The organism is Aeromonas sp. A35_P, from assembly GCF_002259925.1.
Lineage (GTDB): Bacteria > Pseudomonadota > Gammaproteobacteria > Enterobacterales > Aeromonadaceae > Aeromonas > Aeromonas dhakensis.
This window is the reverse complement of the sequence record NZ_NEVB01000011.1, coordinates 1-20,759: the sequence shown is the minus strand read 5'-3', so window position 1 is coordinate 20,759 and position 20,759 is coordinate 1. Positions and strand designations below refer to the sequence as shown.

Sequence of the window (20,759 nt, the reverse complement as noted above, 5' to 3'; positions counted from 1 at the left end):
TCGAAAATAAAAAACCGGCCCTTGTGGCCGGTTTTTTTATGGCGACGTTCCCGTTAGGGGTGGCCGTGACCCAGTTCGTGGGGGATGAAGTCACCGCGATCGAGAATGCGCAGGCAGGCGTCCACGACGGCTTCATCCAGCCGGGTGCCGCGCAGCTGGATGATATGGGCCCTGGCTTGGGGAATGCCGAGGGCGGCGCGGTAGGGGCGATCGGAGGACATGGACTCCACGATGTCGGCCACCGTGAGGATGCGGGCCTCCAGCAGGATCTGTTCGCCCTTGAGCCCCGCCGGGTAGCCGGAGCCGTCGATGTATTCGTGGTGCTGGTGGATCATCTGGGCGATGGGCCAGGGCAGGGCGATATCCTTGAGCACCTGATAGCCGGCGCCCGGGTGCTCCTTGACCAGGTTGAACTCCTGGGGCGTGAGCCGCCCCGGCTTGGTGAGGATGTCGACCGGCACCTGGATCTTGCCGATGTCGTGCACCATGGCCCCCAGATAGAGTCCCCGCAACCGCTTCTCATCGAGCTTCAGCTCGCGACCGATGGCCAGCGCCAGGGTGGCGACGTGCTTCTGGTGGCCGGCGGTGTAGGGATCGCGCTGCTCCAGCACGGCGGCAATGGCGCCGAGGGCATCTTCCAGTGCCAGCTCCAGCTGGCGGGCATGCAGCACCTTGTCGCGCTGGGCGGTGAGGTAGGCCTGCTGGGTGCTGCGCGCCTGCAGGCCATAGGCAAGGTAGTCTGCCAGTTGGCTGAAGAGGTGCACCTCCTCGTCGGTGAAGGGGCGGGCCTGCTCGCTGTGAATGAGCAGGCCGCCACGCCCGCCGGTGTGCCACTGCAACGGCAGCAGCAGGCGGGCGCGCAGGGTGGCCGAGTGGTGTACCAGCTCGCAGGGGAGCGCCTCGTTGCACGGCGTTTCTGTGCTGATGGCCTGGTGCAGGGCGGGATCCAGGGTGAGCCACTCGTCACTGGCAAACCAGACAGCGTTGCCCGCCTGCGCCAGCACCTGCAGGGTGTGCTGGTCACTCTTTTCCTGCAGCACGGTGACGAGAGGGAAACGGCCGTCGAAGGTGATGGCGTCGCAGATCTCCTGCAGCAGCGTCTGCTCGTCGTCCGGCCTGAGCATGGCGTGATGGGCGCGGCCGATGGCCTCCAGGGTCCAGGTGTACTGTTGCAGCCGCTCCTGCTGTTGCTTCTTCTCGGTGATGTCATCGAAGAAGACGCCGACACCGACCACCTGGCCCAGCTCGTCGTGCAGGGGAAACTTAGTGGTGCTGAGCCAGCGGGCCTCACCTCCCTTGAGATAGGGCTCTTCGTGGCGCTGGGTGGTGCCGCCGGCCATGACCCTGAGATCGTCGTCCCGATAGCGCTGGGCCAGCTCGGCCGGAAAGAAGTCGGCATCGCACTTGCCGACCAGCTCGGCCGGGCTGAGGGCGAGATCGTCTGCCAGCAGCCGGTTGCAGGCGATGAAGAGGGAGTGGGTATCCTTGAGCAGCACCCGGTAAGGCAGCTGGTCCATCACCTGGCCAAGCAGGGCGGCCGTGGGCAGCGGGGTAAAGGGGGGAACTGCGCGTGAAGTCATCTTGATCCTGCCTCGGTCAAAGGGGAGGAGAAGCGGTAGCCCGCCTGCCAGACGGCGAAGCAGGCGCTGATTACCTGCTCGTCGTAGTGGACGCCGGCATAGCGGGTCAGCTCGGCGAAGGCATCGGTGAGGGACATGGCCCGCCGGAACGGCCGGTGGGCCGTCATGGCGGCCAGGGAGTCGGCCACCCGGATGATGCGCGCCTCCAGACAGATGGCATCCCCCTGCAACCCCTGCGGATAGCCGCTCCCGTCCATGTTCTCATGGTGCTGCTGCACTATGGTGGCGATGGGCCAGGGGAAGTCTATCTGCTGCAAAATTTCACAGCCCGCCTGCGGGGGCAGCTTGATGAGCTCGAACTCCACCTCCCGCAATTCGCGGGGGCGGGTGAGGATCTCCGCCGGGATCTGCAGCAGACCTATGTTGTGCACCATGGCGGCGAGGCCCAGTCCATCCAGCCGATCCTGCGCGAGTTGCAGATGGCGGCCGATGGCCAGCGCCAGATCCTGCACACGCCGCTCGTGACCCGCGGTGCCGGGATCCTTGTGGGCGATGGCGGAGGAGAGCGCGGCTATGGTCTGGAACAGCAGGGTGCGTTGTTGCTGCTCGCTCTCCTTGATATGGGTGATGTCGACCAGGGCACCTATGATGCCGGCCACCTCCCCCTGATGGTCGTAGAAGAGATCCTTGAAGTTGAGCACCTGATAGCGGTGGCCGCTGCGATCGAACAGGGTGTGCTCGAAATATTGCGGCTGCCTGCTGCGCAGTACCTCCAGATCGCGCTGGATGTATTCGTCGGCCATCTCGGGGGGGAGGAGCTCGTCCACCCGCTTGCCCTGCAGCTCTGCCTTGCTGATGCCGGTGATCTGGGTGAAGGTCGGGTTGCAACTGATGAAACGCCCCTCGACATCCTTGTAGAACACCGGGATGGGAATTGCTTTGAGCAGGGATTCGTTGAAGCGCTGCATGTCGACCAGCTCCGCCTGCTGGCGCAGGGCCAGCTGCTCGCTGTCACGGCACAGCTGGATGGCGCGGGCCAGGTTGCCGAGGATGGGGCTGAACAGGTGACAGAGCTGTTCCCCCTGCTGCTCCGGGTTGGGGGAGAGCAACAGTATCAGGTAGCCCCCCTCGATCCGCAGCCGGTAGGCAAACGGGTAGGGGCGTGCAGCGGGCAGCGGCAGCGGGGTGCGCAGGATGCACTGCTCGCCCTCGCAAACCCAGTGGGGCAGTGGGAGCGGCTCCCCCTGATGACTGAGCAGCTGTTCATCCCCGATCGCCTTGATGATCTTGTACTCCCCCTGTGGCAACTGCTGCAGCACCAGTCCGACCGGGCAGGCACAGTGAAACAGAAAACGCTGCAGCACCTTGGTCAGCAGGGCGTCCAGAGTGACCTCGCGGCCGATGCAGAGGGCAAGATCGCAGACGATGGCCATGGCGTGGTCGTTGTTCATCGCCGTCCCTCCCCGTTGCAGAGAATGGCGCCGTTGTGAAACAGCGGATAGTCCCCCGGTCGCAGGCTGCCAATTTCGCCAAGGGAGAGGGCGCCCACCAGCTGGTGGGCGCCGCTGTGGCTGAAGAGGGTCTTCAGCTCCAGCGTGCTCTGCTCGCCAAAGTGCTGCTGACGGCCGGCGCAGTAGTAGATCTCGAGGCGCTCAGGGGCCCCGTGCCGGCTCAGCTTTTCGGCCAGCTCGATGGCATGGGCGGTCGGGCTCTGTGGCGCCTTGAGCAGGGTGAGGATGCTGTGATCCGGCACCTCCCCGACGCAGAGCAGGGCCCCCTCGTCGGTGACGGCGACCGGGATGCGCACGATGACGTCGCCGTTGGCCCGCAGCAGCCCAAGCGGCAGGTGAACGCCGTACTGGAAGAACTGATCCGGCGTCAGACGCTGCTGGAACTGTTGCTGGACCAGGGACTGGTAGCGACGGAAGGCCGGCTCCCAGTCGATGAAGGCAATCTTGTTGCCCTCGCTGCTGGTGGCCAGCATGGGCTGGGCGGTGAGCTGATAACCGTGCTCGAGTAGCGGGTAGCTGTGATGGGGCAGCAGGGTGCAGCAGACCGCCTGCGCCAGCAATCTGTGGTTGTCGAACAGGCAGGGCATGGGGCAGAACTGGCCGCTGCCGGCATTGACGCCGGCATAATTGACCCTGTCCGCGAGATGCAGATAGATCCCCTCGAGGAGGGAGGCGATGTTGGGGATCATGGCATCAAAGGTCAGAAAGAGGGTCGGTATGCCCGCGGCCTCTGGCCAGTGCGCAAGCTGGGGGAGCAGCGTATCGCAAAGGGTGCTGACTTGCAGGTCTGTGCTGGCGGCGGGATCGAGCGGGATGAGCTGCGGGGCGTGGGAGGCCGGGCGCGGCAGCAGCCAGGCACCGTGCTCATGAAAGCCGTGGCGGCTGATGATGCAGGGAAAGAGTGCGCCGCTGAGCCGAATGTCGAGCCGCCGGCACTGCTGCTGCAGCTCGGCCACGTGCCCTGAATCCTGCTCGGCCAGCAAGACATCGAGCCGCTGGCCGCGATAGGGCTGCAGTGCATCGGCCAGTGGTTGCGCATCGAATGAATGAAACGCGGGCTGCATCATCGCTCGGAACTCCTTTCCTGCCAATCATCAATATATCAGCAAGGGGGGCGCGGTGGATACCCGGTCGTGCTCGGCAAGCGAGCATAAGCCGTTATAAAGCCACATAAAATTGAGATGGCTAAGCAGGCATCCTGCGCTGGGCAGATAAAAAAACCGGCCACTTGGGCCGGTTTTTTGGGGGGAGTGAAATCAGCGCAGCACCACGTTCTGGAAGCCCTGCACCAGGCTGATGACCGGCTGGGGATAGAGACCCAGTGCCACCACCAGCGCGGCGGAGAGCAGCACCACCAGACCACCGGAGGTGATGGCCCAGTCTCCCTTGGCGTCGCGCAGCTGCATGCCGGGCTCGCGCAGGTAGAGGGTGACCATGACCCGCAGGTAGTAATAGAGACCCAGCGCACTGCCGAGCACGATGGCGCCGGAGAGCCACCACAGCTTGGCATCGACGGTCACCCCGATCAGGTAGAACTTGCCGATGAAACCCAGCGTCATGGGGATACCGGCCAGCGAGAGCATCATCACGGTCAGCACGGCAGTCAGGTAGGGACGACGCCAGAACAGGCCGCGGTAGCTGTGCAGGGAGTCTGCATCCTTGCCGCGATAGGGGCTGGACATCATGCTGATGACGCCGAAGGCCCCCAGGCTGGTGAACAGATACATCAGCAGATAGACGCCGGCCGCTTCCACCGGCATCTGGCCGAGACGGCTCGCCACGATCACCGCCAGCAGGTAGCCGAAGTGGGAGATGGAGGAGTAACCCATCATCCGCTTGATGTTGGTCTGCAACAGAGCCAGCAGGTTGCCGATGACGATGGAGACCACCGCCATGGCGGCCAGCAGCCAGTGGATCATGGGATCCGCGGCGGCGGGCACCGCCAGGTAGAAGCGCAGCAGCACGCAGAACACGGCGATCTTGCTGACGGTGGCGAGGAAGGTGGCCACCGGCGCCGGCGCCCCTTCGTACACGTCCGGGGTCCAGAGGTGGAACGGCGCCAGGGAGAGCTTGAAGGCAAAACCGACCAGCATCAGACCCAGACCGCCCATCAGCAGCGGGTGGTGGGCCGGGGTGGTGGCCAGGGTCAGCCCAAGATCGCTGAAGCTCAGGCTGCCGGCCTGGGCATAGAGCAGCGCCATGCCGAACAGCAGGAAGGCAGTGGCGGCGGCGGAGAGCACCATGTACTTGATGCTGGCCTCCAGCGAGTGGCGCTCGCGATAGGCGTAGCCCACCAGACCGAACATCGGCAGGGTCAGCATCTCGATCCCGATAAACAGGGAGGCGAGGTGACGGGAGCCGGCCAGCACCAGGCCACCGGCGGTGGCGATCAGCAGCAGCAGGTAGAACTCTTCCCGGTTGTCCGGATAGCCCTTGAGCCAGGAGCGGCCGAAGGTACAGGTGGCCAGGGCGCCGATGAGCACCAAGCCCATGTAGAAGACGGCGTAGCCATCGATCTGCAGCAGCGGTGTGACCCCCTGATCGCCTTGTGCCATCACGATGGGCAGGGAGAAGAGCGCCAGGTTGAGACCGGCGATGGTGACCACGAAGGCGGTGTCATCGCAGCGTTTCCAGGCGATGGCCAGCATCAGGGCCACCATGGCCCCGGTTGTCAGCAACAGGGGTAGCAGGGCCAGCAGTTGCGAAGCGGTGAAGGTCATTGCAGTGCTCCTGTAAGGGACAAGGAAGGCAACAGGGCCAGCGGTTTAACAGCGGTCACTCTCATTGCAATGCTCCTGCGAAGGGCAGGGCGTACCAGTGCAGCACGCTCAGCAGGCTGTTGCCCGCGGTGTCGAGCACAGGTTGGGGATAGACACCGAGCAGCACCAAAAGACCGGCGATGGTCATCATCATCACCAGCTCGCGGCTGTCGAGCCCCTTGAGCACGCTCTCGTCCTTGGGAGTACCGAAGCAGGCGCGCTGCAGCATGATGAGGGAGTAGACCGAGGCCAGCACCAGCCCGAAGGTGGCGATGATGGTGAGCACGGGGGCAACCTGGAAGCTGCCGATGAGGATCAGGAACTCGCCGACGAAGTTGCCGGTGCCCGGCATCCCCAGCGAGGCGACCGAGAAGAACAGCATTACGCCTGGCAGGTAGCGCAGACGGCCCCACAGACCGCCCATCAGGCGCAGGTCCCGGGTGTGCAGACGCTCGTAGAGCTGACCGCACAGGATGAAGAGGCCGGCGGCGGAGAGACCGTGGGCGATCATCTGTACCACGGCGCCCTGCAGGGCCAGCTCGCTGCCCGAATAGATGGCGATCATCACGAAGCCCATGTGGGAGATGCTGGTGTAGGCCACCAGCCGCTTGATGTCGGTCTGGGCGAACGCCACGATGGCGCCGTAGACGATGCCGATGAGGCCCAGCACCATGGCGTAGGGGGCAAATTCGGCGGACGCCTCGGGGAAGAGCGGCAAGGCGAAGCGCAGCAGACCGTAGGCGGCGGTTTTGAGCAGGATCCCCGCCAAGTCCACGGAACCCGCAGTCGGCGCCTGGCTGTGGGCATCCGGCAGCCAGCCGTGCAGCGGCACCAGCGGCATCTTGACCGCGAAGGCGATGAAGAAGCCCAGCATCAGCAGCCACTGCACCCCCTCGCTCATGGGGGTGTTCAGCAACTCCTGATAGTTGAAGGTGAACACGCCGGTGGCGGCGTGGTGAGTCAGCACCAGACCCAGGATGGCGACCAGCATGATGAGGCCGCTGACCTGGGTGTAGATGAAGAACTTGGTGGCGGCGTTGATCCGGGATTTGCCGTCGGTGACCGAGTGGCCCCACAGCGCAATCAGGAAGTACATCGGCACCAGCATCATCTCCCAGAAGAAGAAGAAGAGGAACAGGTCCAGCGCCATGAAGACGCCGAGCACGCCACCCAGGATCCACAACAGGTTGAGGTGGAAGAAGCCGATGCGCTGCACGATTTCCTTCCAAGAACAGAGGATGGCCAGCACGCCGATGAAGCAGGTGAGGATCACCATCAGCAGCGACAAGCCATCCACCGCCAGGTGCAGCGAGATGCCGAAGCGGGGGATCCAGGGCAGTTGCAGTTCGGCGGCCCAGGCGGGTACGCCGCCCTGGGCTGACAGGGTGAAGTCACCGCTCCACCAGATGGCGCAGGCGAGCAGCAGGCAGGCGCTCATCGACAGCAGGGCGACCCAGCGTACGAAGTACTCGCCGAATCGCTCGGTCTGCCAACAGAGCAGACCGCCGATGAAGGGTATTAACAAGATCCAGAGTAAGGTCACGATATCAGCTCTCGTCTATGTTCTAGTCACTGTGCAGGCCCGTGGGCTTGCTGCGAGTTCAGGGGCTGCATCACGGGATCAGCCGAGCAGCAGCAGGGCCAGGATCAGGGCGGCGCCCATTCCCATGGAGGCTGCATACCAGCGCAACTTGCCGGAAACGGTCCAGGCCAACAGCTGGTGGCCGCTCTGGGCCAGCCAGGCTGGCAGGTTCATCATCCAGTCCAGCGGATCCTTGCCGAGCAACCGGGTCGCCAGCAGATACGGCTTGACCCACAGCTGATCGTAAAGCCAGTCAAAGCCCCAGGCATTGAACCAGAGAGTGCTGAGCAACTTGCCCGGCGCACTGTTGGCCACGCTGCTGGCCAGACGGCGCTCACCCAGGAACAGGAAGGCAGCCAGGGCGATGCCGGCGATGGCGATGACGGCGGAGGTGATCTCCAACCCATGGCGCCCCTCTTCGATGTGATCCCCCGGACCTGCCGGCAGTACCCCCGCCAGCGGCGGCACGATCAGGGCGCCAATGCCGGTGGAGAGCACCATCAGCACCAGCAGCGGCAGCTGATGGGCCAAGCCGTGACCGGCGTGAGCCTGGGTCTGCTCCTTGCCGTGGAAGGCGATGAAGATGAGGCGGAAGGTGTAGAGGGAGGTGAGGAAGGCACCGCCCAGACCGGCCCACAGCAGGGCGCTCTGGCCGCTGGCCTGCACTTGCCACAGGATGGCGTCTTTACTGTAGAAACCGGCGGTCACCAGCGGCAGCGCGGCCAGGGCTGAGCCCCCTACCAGGAAGCAGGCATAGACCAGCGGCAGGCTCTTGCGCAAGCCCCCCATCTTGAAGATGTTCTGCTCGTGGTGGGTGGCGACGATCACGGCACCGGCGGAGAGGAACAACAGCGCCTTGAAGAAGGCGTGGGTCATCAGGTGGAAGATGGCCCCTTCCCAGGCACCAACGCCGAGGGCCAGGAACATGTAGCCGATCTGGCTCATGGTGGAGTAGGCCAGGATCCGCTTGATGTCGGTTTGCACCAGGGCCGCAAAGCCCGCCAGCACCAGGGTAATGGCCCCGACCAGCGCCACCAGATGCAGGATCTCGGGGGCCAGCAGGAACAGACCGTGGGTACGGGCGATGAGATAGACACCGGCGGTCACCATGGTGGCCGCGTGGATCAGCGCCGAGACCGGGGTCGGGCCCGCCATGGCATCCGCCAGCCAGGTCTGCAGCGGCAGCTGGGCCGATTTGCCGACGGCGCCGCCGAGCAGCATCAGGCAGGCCAGCGACAGGGCGGGGGAGCCTTCGGCAAACAGGGTGGGGGCACGCACCAGCAGCTCGTGGATGTTGAGGGTGCCGAGCTCGCGATAGAGGATGAACAGGCCGATGGCGAGGAAGACGTCGCCGACCCGGGTCACCACGAACGCCTTGAGGGCGGCGGCGCCGTTGTTGCGATCCTTGTAGTAGAAGCCGATCAGCAGGTAGCTGCACAGACCCACCCCTTCCCAGCCCAGATACACGAACAGCAGGTCATCGGCCAGCACCAGGAACAGCATGCTGGCGATGAAGAGGTTGGTGTAGGTGAAGAAGCGCGAATAACCCTCTTCCCCACGCATGTACCAGGAGGCGAACAGGTGGATGAAGAAGCCCACCCCGGTGACCACGCCGAGCATGGTCAGCGACAGGCCGTCTAGTGCCAGGCGGAAGCTGGGGCTGAAGCTGCCCACCGAGATCCACTGCCACAGGGTCTGGGTATAGACGCCGCCCGCCGGCATGGTGTTGAGAAAATCGATGCCGACCCACAGGGTAGTGAGGGCCGACAACCCTATGCTGCCGACGCCGATGAGCGCCGAGGTGCGCTCGCCGAAACGACCGAGGGAGAAGGCCAGCACCAGCCATCCCAGCAGCGGAAACAGAAAAGTCAGGTATAGGAGGCTCATCCGCGCATCTCGCTCACAGTGTCCACGTTGAGGGTGTGGTAACGACGATAGAGCAGCAGTAACAGGGCGAGGCCGATACTGGCCTCCGCTGCCGCCAGAGAAATCACCAGTATGTACATGATCTGGCCATCGGCCTGGGCCCAGCGGCTGCCAGCCACCACGAATGCCAGTGCCGAGGCGTTCATCATGATCTCGATACTCATGAGGATAAACAGCAAGTTGCGGCGGATCAGCAGGCCGCACAGGCCGATGCAGAACAGCACGGCAGCCAGCAGCAGTCCGTGCTCCATGGGGATGCCATTCATTGCTGACCTCCTTCTTGTGATGGACGGGCCTGGGTGCGGGGCACCGAGAGTACCTCGCCGCTCTTGTCTTCACGGCCAAGGTGATAGGCGGTCACCAGACCGGCCAGCAGCAGGATGGAGGCGAGCTCCACCGCCAGCACGTAAGGACCGAACAGGGCGATGCCGACCGCTTTGGCACTGACGTCGGTCAGACCGAGTTCACCGCCGGTGACCCCGAGAATGCCGTAGGCCAGAAAACCCAGCAGAATGAGCGAAAGCAGGCCCGGGCCCACCCAGGTGGTGGGAGTGAGCCAGTGCTTCTCCTGATCCTGGGCCGAGCCCAGGTTCAGCATCATCACCACGAACACGAACAGCACCATGATGGCGCCCGCGTAGACGATCACCTGCAGGGCGCCTGCGAAGGCGGCGCCCAGACAGAAGAAGATCATGGCCACGGCGATGAGGGAGATGATGAGATTGAGCAGCGCGTGCATCGGATTGCTGGTGCTGATCACCCGCAGCGTGCTGTAAATGGCGACCAGGGCCGCGGCATAGAATGCCAGTTCCATGATTGACTCCTCAGGGCAGCAGGCTCTTGACATCGATGGGCTTGGCTTCGTTTTCGGCATCCCCTTTCGGCTTGCCGTCGATGGCCATCCCGCTCATGCGATAGAAGTTGTAGTCCGGGTACTTGCCGGGGCCGCTGATCAGCAGATCTTCCTTCTCGTACACCAGATCCTGGCGGCGGTACTCGCCCATCTCGAAATCCGGCGTCAGCTGGATGGCGGTGGTGGGGCAGGCCTCTTCGCACAGGCCGCAGAAGATGCAGCGGGAGAAGTTGATGCGAAAGAACTCAGGGTACCAGCGACCATCTTCCCGCTCGGATTTTTGCAGCGAGATGCAGCCGACCGGGCAGGCCACCGCACACAGGTTGCAGGCCACGCAGCGTTCGTCGCCATCCGGATCGCGAGTCAGCACGATGCGGCCGCGATAGCGAGGCGCCGCATAGACGGCCTGCTCCGGGTAGTTGAGGGTCTCGCGGGGGCGCCAGGCCTGGGAGAACACCATACCCAGGCTGCGTAACTGGGTGCCGACACCCTTGATGATGTTAATAATTTTCATAGTCGTGCCTCACTGCACATTCATCAGCACCACAGCCCGTAGCGGCTGCATCCCGAGCGGGATGCAGGGCGGCGGGCAAGCAGACGTTCCAGCCAAACGGCATCACAAATTTTCTGTCCATTGCGGCCTCACTGCGCATTCATCAGCACCACGGCGCCGGTGACCAGCATGTTGAGCAGGGTCAGCGGCAGGCAGACTTTCCAGCCAAACGACATCACCTGGTCAAAGCGCGGGCGGGGCAGAGAGGCCCGCAGCAGAATGAAGAACACCATGAAGCAGGCGGTCTTCAGGGCAAACCAGATGAAGGGCGGCAGCCAGGGGCCGTGCCAGCCACCGAAGAACAGGGTCACGATGAGCGAAGAGATCAGCACGATGCCGATGTACTCACCCACGAAGAACAGACCCCACTTCATGCCCGCATACTCGATGTGATAACCGTCGGCGAGCTCCTGCTCGGCTTCCGGCTGGTCAAACGGATGGCGGTGGGTGACGGCGACGCCAGCAAACAGGAAGGTGATGAAGCCCAGGAACTGGGGGATGATGTTCCACAGTCCTGCCTGGGCTTCCACGATATCCCGCAGGTTGAAGCTGCCGGTCTGGATGACGATGCCCATCAAGGAGAGGCCAAGGAACACCTCGTAGGAGAGGGTCTGGGCCGAGGCGCGCAGGCTGCCGAGCAAGGAGTACTTGTTGTTGCTCGACCAGCCGGCGAACAGCACGGCATAGACCGCCAGCCCCGCGATGGCCAGGATGTAGAGCAATCCCACGTTGAGATCCGCCACGCCCCAGGTGGGGGTGATCGGCACCACCGCAAACGCCAGAATGAAGGCAGTAAAGGCGATGATGGGGGCCAGCACGAAGATCCGCCGATCGGCGAACGGCGGGATCCAGTCCTCCTTGAAGAACATCTTGATCATGTCGGCCGCCAGCTGCAGCAGGCCGAAGGGGCCTACCCGGTTGGGGCCGTAACGATCCTGCCACAGCGCCAGCAGACGGCGCTCGATGAAGCTCATGAAGGCACCGGCCCCCACGATCCCCACCAGCACGATCAATGCCTTGCCGATCTCCAGCAACAGATCGATCAGAGAGTCGCTCATGCGATGGCCTCCTGCAGGTTGGCGAGATATTGCTGGTGCAGGGCGGTCGGCAGACCGTTGACACCGAGCGGCAGACCCACCAGACCGGCGCTCAGATGCTCGCTCAGTCGCAGGGTCAGCCGCCAGTGGTGGCCACCCCAGGAGAAGGCGACCTGGCTGCCGGCACTGAGGGAGAGACGGTTGGCGTCGGCCGGGTTCAGCACCAGCACGGGTTCGCTCATGCGGGCCTGGATGACCGGGCTTCTGGCAGAGAGCTCTTCGCCGCCAAACAGCTGGTCATAGCTCACCACCTGCAGCGCCTCTTTGGCACTGAACGGGGCGGGAATGGTGTCGAACCAGCCGAGGCTGTCCTCACCCGCTTCCAGCAGACGGCGACCGGGATCCCCGGCGCGCAGGTTGCCACCCACTTCATCCTGGAACTTGTTCCAGGCAGAGGGGGAGTTCCAGCCCGGCGCCCAGGCGAATGGCACCTGTTGCAGCGGCTGGCGGGCACCGGCGTAGCCTTCCATGGAGAAGTTGAAGGGTGAGTCGGGGTCCTGGGCGACTCTGGGCTCGCTCACGTTCTGATCCGCCAGCATGGAGGTGCGGCCACTGTAGCGGTGCGGCTCGCGGGCGAGCTTCATGCCGCGGATGCGCAGACCGGCGTTGGGTGCGGCCTCACGCATGCTGGTCAGCAGCGGAGCGCTGGCGGCGCAGGCACTGCTCACCTCGTCGAAGGTGTTCCAGCGTAGCGGTTTGCGATCCAGTGCCCCTTGCAGGGCGGCCAGCCAGCGCCAGCTCTCGCGCACCTGGATGTCGGCGTCGTAGAAGGCGGGGGCATAAACCTGGAAGAAACGCTGGGCGCGGCCTTCCATGTTGATGAGGGTACCGTCGGCTTCGGCGAAGCTGGCGGCAGGCAGCACTAGGTTCGCTTTCTGGGCGGTGCCGGTGTCCTGATGGTCGACCACCAGCAGGTGCTGCAGGCGGTCGATGACGGCATCGACGCGGCTGCGCGGTGCGCGGCGGTAGAGATCGTTCTCGAGCATCACCAGCGCGAGCTTCTCTTCTGTTTCGATGCGCTTGAGGGCGGCCTCCAGCGGGGCGGCATTGCCGGCCAGCATGGCCAGCCCCAGGCTGTTGGTCTCCTGAGCGACCAGGGCGAGCTCCACAGCCTGGCCACGGCCCTTGAGGGCGTGGGCGATGTTGCTGGCTGCCTCGAGCAGCGCCTGGCTGCGGGCACCGGTGCCGGCGATGATGAGCGGCTTCTTGGCGTTGCCGAGCAGCGCGGCCCAGTTGGCGGCCAGGGACTGCAGCTCGGGGGCGAGATCGGTCAGGGCTGGGGCGCTGCCATCGAGCAGATGGGCGATGGCGAAGCCCAGGCGCGCCTGATCCGCGTGGGGGGCGTGCAGGGTGCCGCTCGCCACGTCGTCCAGTCGGGTGGTGTCGAGACTGGTGATGAGCAGCGGGTAGCGCTCGTTCTGGGCCAGGGTCTGCACCGCGGCGACCTGCCACAAATCCACCTTCAGCTTGCGGGCGATCTCGCGGCCCTTGCCCTTGACTGCCTGACGCAGGGCCAGGGCAATGCGGGCGGCGGTCTGGGTGACATCCTCGCCGAGCACCAGCACGGCGTCGGCCTCTTCCATGTCGCGCAGGCTGGGGGTACGCACGCCACCGTGCTGCAGGATCTGCAGCATCTTCTGCAGGCACTCCCATTCGCTTTGCTCGACGCCGCTGTAGAAGTTGGCGGCACCCACCAGTTCGCGCAGGGCGAAGTTGCTCTCAAGCGACGCCCGCGGCGAACCGATGCCGATGATGTTACTGGCGGTGCGCAGGGCGTCGGCAGCCCGGTTCAGGGCTCCGTCCACCGTGATGGCCAGCTTGTCACTGCCATCCTGCAACAGGGGTTGGCGCGGGCGGTCGGTCAGATTGACGTGGCCGTAGCCGAAGCGGCCGCGGTCGCACAGGAAGTAGTGGTTCAGGGCACCGTGGAAGCGGTTCTCGATGCGGCGCAGCTCGCCGTAACGCTCACCCGGGCTGATGTTGCAGCCGACCGAACACCCCTGGCAGATACTGGGGGCGAACTGCATGTCCCACTTGCGGTTGTAGCGCTCGGAGTGGGTCTTGTCGGTGAACACGCCGGTGGGGCAGACCTCCACCAGGTTGCCGGAGAATTCGCTCTCCAGGGTGCCATCCTCGACCCGGCCGAAGTAGACGTTGTCGTGGGCGCCGTAGACCCCGAGATCCTCGCCGCCAGCGTAGTCCTTGTAGTAACGGACGCAGCGATAGCAGGCGATGCAGCGGTTCATCTCGTGGTTGATGAAGGGACCCAGATCCTGATTCTGGTGGGTGCGCTTGGTGAAACGGTAGCGGCGGCTGTTGTGGCCGGTCATCACCGTCATGTCCTGCAGGTGGCAGGCGCCACCCTCTTCGCACACCGGGCAGTCGTGGGGGTGGTTGGTCATCTGCCACTCCACCACCGTCTTGCGGAACTCCTTCGCCTCTTCGTCCTCGATGGAGATATAGGTGCCATCGGTGGAGGGAGTCATGCAGGACATGACCAGGCGGCCGCGCTTGTCGTCGGCATTCTGATACTGCTTCACCGCACACTGGCGGCAGGCGCCGACGCTACCGAGCGCCGGGTGCCAGCAAAAATAGGGGACGTCCAGCCCAAGGGAGAGACAGGCTTGCAGCAGGTTATCTGCCCCGTCTACCTCAAACTCTTTACCGTCTACATGAATGGTGGCCATACAACTTCCCTGACTTCAATGAGATAAATTCTGTGGCTCGCGCCGGTTCTGCGGGCGCACTGGGCGTCTTACCAGCGCTCGCCCAGCAGGTTGGGCTGGATACCCTTGAGCTGCTTGTGACTATCCTGCGGCGCCTTGACGCCGGCCTCGAATTCGGACCGGAAATACTTCATCGCACTGCCCAGCGGCTCGATGGCGCCAGGGGCATGGGCACAGAAGGTCTTGCCCGGGCCGAGGAAGCTGACCAGCTGCTCCAGGGTGGCGAGATCCCCTGGCTGACCCTCGCCCCGCTCCAGCGCGCGCAGCAGCTTGACGCTCCAGGGCAGGCCGTCACGGCAGGGGGTGCACCAGCCACAGGACTCGCGGGCGAAGAACTCTTCCATGTTGCGCAGCAGGGAGACCATGTTGATGCTGTCATCTACCGCCATGGCAAGGCCCGTGCCCATCCGGGTGCCGACCTTGCCGATGCCGCCGGCGTACATCTGGGCATCCAGGTGCTCGGGCAGCAGGAAGCCAGTACCGGCGCCGCCCGGTTGCCAGGCTTTCAGGCGATAGCCGGGCTTCATGCCGCCGGCGTAGTGCTCGAACAGCTCGCGGGCGGTGATGCCAAACGGCAGCTCCCACAGGCCGGGGTTGTTGACCTTGCCGGAGAAGCCCATCAGCTTGGTGCCGTGATCTTCCGAACCTGGCAGCGCCAGCCCCTGATACCAGGCCACACCGTTGCCGATGATGGCGGGCACGTTGCACAGGGTCTCGACGTTGTTGACGCAGGTGGGCTTGCCCCAGACGCCGGAAACGGCGGGGAAGGGGGGCTTGGCGCGCGGGTTGGCGCGGCGCCCTTCCAGGGAGTTGATGAGCGCCGTCTCTTCGCCGCAGATGTAACGGCCGGCGCCGGTGTGGACGAACAGCTCGAAGTCAAAGCCCGAGCCCAGGATGTTCTTGCCGAGCAGACCGGCGGCCTTGGCCTCTTCTACCGCCCGGCGCAGGTTGGTGGCGGCATCGACGTACTCGCCGCGCAGGAAGATGTAACCACGGTAGGCCTTGAGGGCCTTGGCCGAGATGATCATCCCCTCGATCAGCAGGTGGGGCAGTTGCTCCATCAACAGCCGATCCTTGTAGGTGTTCGGCTCCATCTCGTCGGCGTTGCAGAGCAGGTAACGGATGTTCATGCTCTCGTCTTTGGGCATCAGGCCCCACTTCACGCCGGTGGAGAAGCCGGCGCCGCCGCGCCCCTTGAGGCCGGCATCCTTGACGGTGCCGACGATTTCATCAGGGCTCATCTGGCCCAATGCCTTGCGGGCCGCATCGTAACCCTGCTTGCTCTGGTATTCATCCAGCCAGACCGGCTGGCCGTCGTCGCGCAGTCGCCAGGTGAGGGGATGGGTCTCGGCGGCGCGGGCGATGCGGTTGGCGGTACCAAGGGATGCCAGACTCATGGGTAAGCCTCCAGGGTCTTGAGCAGGCTGACGGCGTCGAGCCCACCGTAGGTGTCATCGTCGATCATCAGCGCCGGCCCCTTGTCGCAGTTGCCGAGGCAGCAGACCGGCAGCAGGGTGAAGCGGCCGTCGGCGGAGGTCTGGCCGGGGGCCAGGTCCATCACCTCTTTCAGGCCGGCCAGCAGTTGCTCATGGCCGTTGATGTAGCAGACCATGCTGTCGCAGACGCGGATGATGTGGCGACCGACCGGCTGGCGGAAGATCTGGCTGTAGAAGGTGGCGACCCCCTCCACGTCGCTGGCGGGGATGCCGAGCTCGGCGGCGATGGCGTGGATGGCACCGTCAGGTACCCAGCCGCGGGCCTGCTGCACTATCTTGAGCGCTTCGATACTGGCGGCACGGGGATCTTCGTAGTGGTGTTTCTCATGCTCGATGGCATCGCGTTCTGCCTGGCTCAGGACGAAATCGTTCCCCTTGCCCTGGCATGAACTCTGTCCCTGCGGGGACGGATTGTGTTGGCACTGACATTGCTGGCTCATGGCATAACCTTTTGTGGCTTGTTCTTGTTGTCGTGTAACGGCGCTTGGTAACAGCGGTTACTCAACGGTCCACATCCGACATAACGAAATCGATACTGCCCAGATAGACGATGAGGTCCGACACCATCTGGCCACGGATCACCGAGGGGATCTGTTGCAGGTGAGCAAAGCTCGGGGTGCGGATCCGGGTTCGGTAGCTCATGGTGGAGCCATCGCTGGTCAGGTAATAACTGTTGATCCCCTTGGTCGCCTCGATCATCTGGAAGGACTCGGCGGCCGGCATGACCGGGCCCCACGACACTTGCAGGAAGTGGGTGATCAGGGTTTCGATGTCCTGCAGGGTGCGCTCTTTGGGCGGCGGCGTGGTGAGCGGGTGATCCGCCTTGAACGGCCCCTCCGGCATATTCTTCATGCACTGCTCTATGATGCGCATGCTCTGGCGCATCTCCTCGATGCGCACCAGGGCGCGATCGTAGGCATCGCCGTTGGCACCGACCGGTACCTCGAATTCGAACTGATCGTAGCCGGAGTAGGGGCGCCACTTGCGCACGTCGAAGTTGAGGCCGGTGGCGCGCAGACCGCCACCCGTGGTGCCCCAGGCCAGCGCCTGTTCTGTGTTGTAGGCGGCGACGCCTATGGTGCGGCCACGCAGTATGCTGTTGCGCATGGCGGCCTTCTCATAGTCCATCAGCCGCTTGGGAAGCCAGCTCAGCAGGTTGTCCTGCACCAGTCGCTGCCAGCCGACGGGCAGATCGTGGGCCACGCCGCCGATGCGGAACCAGGCCGGATGCATGCGGGCGCCGGTGATGGCTTCGATGATGGTGTAAATCCGCTGCCGGTCGGTGAAGGTGAAGAAGACCGGGGTCATGGCACCCACGTCCTGGATATAGGTACCGATGAACAGCAGGTGACTCTGGATGCGGAACAGCTCAGCCAGCATCACCCGGATCATGTCGACCCGCTGTGGCACCTTGATGCCGGCCAGCTTCTCGACCGCCAGCACGTAGGGCAGGTTGTTCATCACCCCGCCCAGGTACTCGACCCGATCGGTGTAGGGGATGTAGCTGTGCCAGGACTGGCGCTCGCCCATTTTCTCGGCACCGCGGTGGTGATAGCCGATATCGGGCACGCAGTCGCGGATCTCCTCGCCATCGAGCTGCAACACCAGGCGGAAGGCACCGTGGGCGGAGGGGTGGTTGGGGCCCAGGTTCAAGAACATGTAGTCCTCGTTCTCGTTGCCGCGGCTCATGCCCCACTCTTCCGGTTTGAACATCAGGTTGCCCTGCTCCATGTCCTGCTTGGCGGCATCGAGCATGAAGGGATCAAATTCGGTGGCGCGCGCCGGATAATCCTTGCGCAACGGGTGACCCTGCCAGCTCTTGGGCATCATGATGCGGGTCAGGTGCGGGTGACCGTCGAAGGTGATCCCCATCAGATCCCACACTTCCCGTTCATACCAGTTGGCGTTGGGGAAGTGGCGGCTGACGGTGGGCAGCGTCAGATCCCCCTCCTTGAGCGGTACCTTCAACATCAGGTCGGCGTTGCGATCGATGGAGATGAGGTGATAGAAGACGGTGAAGTCGCTGTCGGGCAGGTCGTGACGATGGCTGCGCATCCGCTCGTCGGTGGCGCTCAAGTCAAACAGCATCACGAACGGGGAGGGGAGCTTTTTAAGGAACCCCATCACATCCAGCAGCAGCTCGCGGGAGAGCCAGACCACCGGCACGCCGGTGCGGGTATTCTGGATGGTGAAGCGTTCGGCACCGAAATGGGCAAACAGCTCGCCGACTACCTGAGCGTCTTTGTGATCACTCGGTTGCCACTGGGCCATGGCGTAGTTGCTGGGAAATTCTCGAGTCAGTTTCATGGTCAGATCTCATCCGGCGTGCGCAGGTTGGTGACGTTGATCCGCTCGCCACGCTTGCGGTCCTTCTTGGCAGGCATCTGGGGGCGATAGATGCCCTGATCGCCCACCACCCAGGAGAGCGGACGGCGCTCCTTGCCGATGGAGTCCTGCAGCAACATCAGCGCCTGCAGGAAGGCCTCGGGACGGGGCGGGCAGCCCGGAATGTAGACGTCGACCGGCAGGAACTTGTCGACGCCCTGAACGACCGAGTAGATGTCATACATGCCACCCGAGTTGGCGCAGGCCCCCATGGAGATAACCCATTTGGGTTCGAGCAGCTGTTCGTACAGACGCTGGATGACCGGGGCCATCTTGATGAAGGGGGTGCCGGCGATGACCATGAAATCGGCCTGGCGCGGTGAGGCCCGGATGACTTCGGCACCGAAGCGGGCCACGTCATGAGGGGAGGTGAAGGCGGTACACATCTCCACGTAGCAGCAGGAGATGCCGAAATTGTAGGGCCAGAGGGAGTTCTTGCGGCCCCAGTTGACCGTGTCCTGCAGCACCTCTTCTAGGCGCCCGATCATGATGCCGCGTGAGGCCTCTTGAGCCAGGGGATCCTCGACGGTCTGGCGCTGTTCCTGGGGGTAGCGCTCAACCGGCGCATCGGGGTCAATCCGGGTCAGGGTGTACTTCATGGTGCAACCTCAAAGGGATAATCAGTAATTCAGTCTGGCTTCTTGTCGGTCAGGACGCGTTTTTTCGGTGCCCAGTCGAGGGCGCCGATGCGCCACAGGTAGATGAGTCCTACCAGCAGCAAGGAGATGAAGATGGCGGCCTCGATGAAGCCGACCCAGCCGCTCTCCCGAACGGAGACGGACCAGGCAAAGAGATAGAGCGCCTCCACGTCGAAGATGACGAAGAACATGGCAACCAGATAGAACTTGGCGGAGAAGCGCAGACGGGCATTGCCCACGGAGTCCACGCCTGACTCGAAGGGTTTGTTCTTGGCTCGGCCGTAGGCGCGGCCTCCCAGCAGGGCAGCCAGGCCGATCATGATCAGGCAGATACAGATGGCGCCAACTACATAGACAGCAAAAGCCCAATGCTGGACAGCAATATCAGCAAACATAGGAGTTTTCTCTAACCAAATTAATCACGAGACTTAACAAGGATGTTACGTATTATGCCACCTTGATACTGATTTACATGTCATTTCAGGGGATTAATTATTAATCAGCGGGAGGAAAATCGTATTTTGCAAGCGGGGTCAATGTTCCTATTTGAGAATCATTTTCACTCGCTTTTGTGATAGGGGGAAAATCGTGGGGCAGTTCGAAAAATAAACTAATCGAGAAAAACGAGACCCCGCTGGGCGGGGTCTGCTGGATCAGGGTTTGAGGACGGGGAGGGACTCTTCGGCGGCCTTGCCCTGGGAGAGGGTGATCTCGACCCGGCGATTGGCTTGCCGGTGTTCCGGGGTGTCGTTGGGATAGCGGGGCTGGGCATCTGCCACCCCCTGTGCGATGACCCGAGAGGCATCGAGCTTGGGGTTGGTGAGCAGGGTGTGCACGATGGAGGCCGAGCGCAGCACCGACAGCTCCCAGTTGCTGCGATAGAGTTCCACCGGCGCCTGGGTGTTGTCGGTGTGGCCGGTCACCACCACCTTGCCCGGGATATCCGCCAGAATGCCGGAGATCTTGTTGACCAGCGGAATGAACTGGGGCTGGAGGAAGGCGGAATCGGCCGGGAACAGTGCCTTTTCACCGATGCGGATCACCAGCTGGCTGCCGAGCTGCTCTACCTCCAGATCCTTGGATTCGATCTGTGCCTTGAGCTGCTGCTCCAGTTTCTTCTTGGTCACCTGCACCCACTCCTGCTCCTGGGTCTTGTGGGGCCAGGACTCCGTTGCGCTCGGCTTCTCAGAGGCGCCTATGGTCTCGTTGAAGGGATCCGAAGCTGCCGTGGGGGCATCCTTCTCCAGCACCGTCTCCTTCTCGGGGCTGCTCGGGGTGGTCTTGGATTCCGGCTCAAGAATGCCGGTGCCCCCTTGCATGACCGGTGAGCCCGCAGGCGGAGAGATCAGGCCTATTTTACCCAGCGACTCGATGAAGCCCTGGATCAGTACCCGGGTTTCAGACTGCTTGGCCATCGCGAAGGAGTAAAGCACCACGAACAGGGCGAACAGCAGGGTCATGAAGTCGGCATAGGAGACCAGCCAGCGTTCGTGGTTCTCCGGCGCCTCAGCCTTTTTCTTTTTTGCCACCATGGCCTCCTAAGTAGGGTTCGAGGGTGACTTGCAGACGTTGTTGGGATTCACCGTCCACGATGCAGAGGATGCCGGTCAGGGTCATCTCCTTGTAGTGGAGGATCTGGTGGGCAAAGGCTTT

At 63.5% G+C, this 20,759-nt stretch carries 17 protein-coding genes and 1 pseudogene; all 18 read right to left on the bottom strand.

The window, feature by feature from the left end; translation table 11 throughout:
- Nucleotides 1-53 precede the first annotated feature (53 nt).
- Nucleotides 54-1,580 (bottom strand): HD domain-containing phosphohydrolase, encoded by a 1,527-nt coding sequence (locus CAK78_RS00965; RefSeq protein WP_094696083.1) that lies wholly within the window; start codon nt 1,578-1,580, stop codon nt 54-56.
- A complete protein-coding gene (locus tag CAK78_RS00960; protein ID WP_094696082.1) occupies nt 1,577-3,031 on the bottom strand; it encodes an HD domain-containing phosphohydrolase in 1,455 nt (484 codons plus the stop codon). Before CAK78_RS00960 ends, CAK78_RS00965 begins: the two co-directional genes overlap by 4 nt.
- Entirely contained in the window at nt 3,028-4,158 is a 1,131-nt protein-coding gene (locus CAK78_RS00955) for an FIST signal transduction protein (protein WP_094696081.1), read from the bottom strand. The genes CAK78_RS00960 and CAK78_RS00955 overlap by 4 nt, the downstream gene beginning before the upstream one ends.
- A gap of 189 nt (nt 4,159-4,347) precedes the next feature.
- Nucleotides 4,348-5,811, bottom strand: coding sequence for an NADH-quinone oxidoreductase subunit NuoN (gene nuoN / locus CAK78_RS00950; protein ID WP_010634280.1), 1,464 nt, complete (start codon nt 5,809-5,811; stop codon nt 4,348-4,350).
- 61 nt (nt 5,812-5,872) lie between these two features.
- A complete protein-coding gene (nuoM, locus tag CAK78_RS00945; RefSeq protein ID WP_094696080.1) occupies nt 5,873-7,393 on the bottom strand; it encodes an NADH-quinone oxidoreductase subunit M in 1,521 nt (506 codons plus the stop codon).
- A gap of 78 nt (nt 7,394-7,471) precedes the next feature.
- Nucleotides 7,472-9,319: an NADH-quinone oxidoreductase subunit L gene (gene nuoL / locus CAK78_RS00940; protein ID WP_094696079.1), complete on the bottom strand. Its 1,848-nt coding sequence runs from the start codon at nt 9,317-9,319 to the stop codon at nt 7,472-7,474.
- Nucleotides 9,316-9,624, bottom strand: coding sequence for an NADH-quinone oxidoreductase subunit NuoK (gene nuoK, locus CAK78_RS00935; RefSeq protein WP_005299823.1), 309 nt, complete (start codon nt 9,622-9,624; stop codon nt 9,316-9,318). The genes nuoL and nuoK overlap by 4 nt, the downstream gene beginning before the upstream one ends.
- On the bottom strand, nt 9,621-10,172 hold the full coding sequence (gene nuoJ, locus CAK78_RS00930) for an NADH-quinone oxidoreductase subunit J (protein ID WP_094696078.1): 552 nt from the start codon (nt 10,170-10,172) through the stop codon (nt 9,621-9,623). The genes nuoK and nuoJ overlap by 4 nt, the downstream gene beginning before the upstream one ends.
- A gap of 10 nt (nt 10,173-10,182) precedes the next feature.
- Nucleotides 10,183-10,725 (bottom strand): NADH-quinone oxidoreductase subunit NuoI, encoded by a 543-nt coding sequence (nuoI, locus tag CAK78_RS00925; protein WP_094696077.1) that lies wholly within the window; start codon nt 10,723-10,725, stop codon nt 10,183-10,185.
- A 128-nt stretch (nt 10,726-10,853) separates the two neighbouring features.
- The gene (gene nuoH / locus CAK78_RS00920; protein ID WP_005299829.1) at nt 10,854-11,822 is read right to left on the bottom strand and encodes an NADH-quinone oxidoreductase subunit NuoH; all 969 of its coding nucleotides are present in this window, start codon (nt 11,820-11,822) and stop codon (nt 10,854-10,856) included.
- A complete protein-coding gene (nuoG, locus tag CAK78_RS00915) occupies nt 11,819-14,548 on the bottom strand; it encodes an NADH-quinone oxidoreductase subunit NuoG (RefSeq protein ID WP_094696076.1) in 2,730 nt (909 codons plus the stop codon). Before nuoG ends, nuoH begins: the two co-directional genes overlap by 4 nt.
- A 68-nt stretch (nt 14,549-14,616) precedes the next feature.
- The gene (gene nuoF, locus CAK78_RS00910) at nt 14,617-15,984 is read right to left on the bottom strand and encodes an NADH-quinone oxidoreductase subunit NuoF (RefSeq protein ID WP_094696075.1); all 1,368 of its coding nucleotides are present in this window, start codon (nt 15,982-15,984) and stop codon (nt 14,617-14,619) included.
- On the bottom strand, nt 15,981-16,523 hold the full coding sequence (gene nuoE, locus CAK78_RS00905) for an NADH-quinone oxidoreductase subunit NuoE (RefSeq protein WP_010634273.1): 543 nt from the start codon (nt 16,521-16,523) through the stop codon (nt 15,981-15,983). Before nuoE ends, nuoF begins: the two co-directional genes overlap by 4 nt.
- Before the next feature lie 61 nt (nt 16,524-16,584).
- On the bottom strand, nt 16,585-18,390 hold the full coding sequence (nuoC, locus tag CAK78_RS00900; protein WP_094696074.1) for an NADH-quinone oxidoreductase subunit C/D: 1,806 nt from the start codon (nt 18,388-18,390) through the stop codon (nt 16,585-16,587).
- Between the two features lie 2 nt (nt 18,391-18,392).
- Nucleotides 18,393-19,067 (bottom strand): NuoB/complex I 20 kDa subunit family protein, encoded by a 675-nt coding sequence (locus CAK78_RS00895; RefSeq protein WP_094696073.1) that lies wholly within the window; start codon nt 19,065-19,067, stop codon nt 18,393-18,395.
- 29 nt (nt 19,068-19,096) lie between these two features.
- Complete coding sequence (locus CAK78_RS00890; protein ID WP_010634271.1) at nt 19,097-19,501, bottom strand: NADH-quinone oxidoreductase subunit A; 405 nt, start codon at nt 19,499-19,501, stop codon at nt 19,097-19,099.
- Nucleotides 19,502-19,759: 258 nt separating this feature from the next.
- A complete protein-coding gene (locus CAK78_RS00885) occupies nt 19,760-20,638 on the bottom strand; it encodes a flagellar motor protein MotB (RefSeq protein ID WP_017765891.1) in 879 nt (292 codons plus the stop codon).
- Nucleotides 20,613-20,759 (bottom strand): annotated as a pseudogene (locus tag CAK78_RS23020) (flagellar motor protein); the annotation flags it as partial. The pseudogene CAK78_RS23020 and the gene CAK78_RS00885, both read right to left, overlap by 26 nt.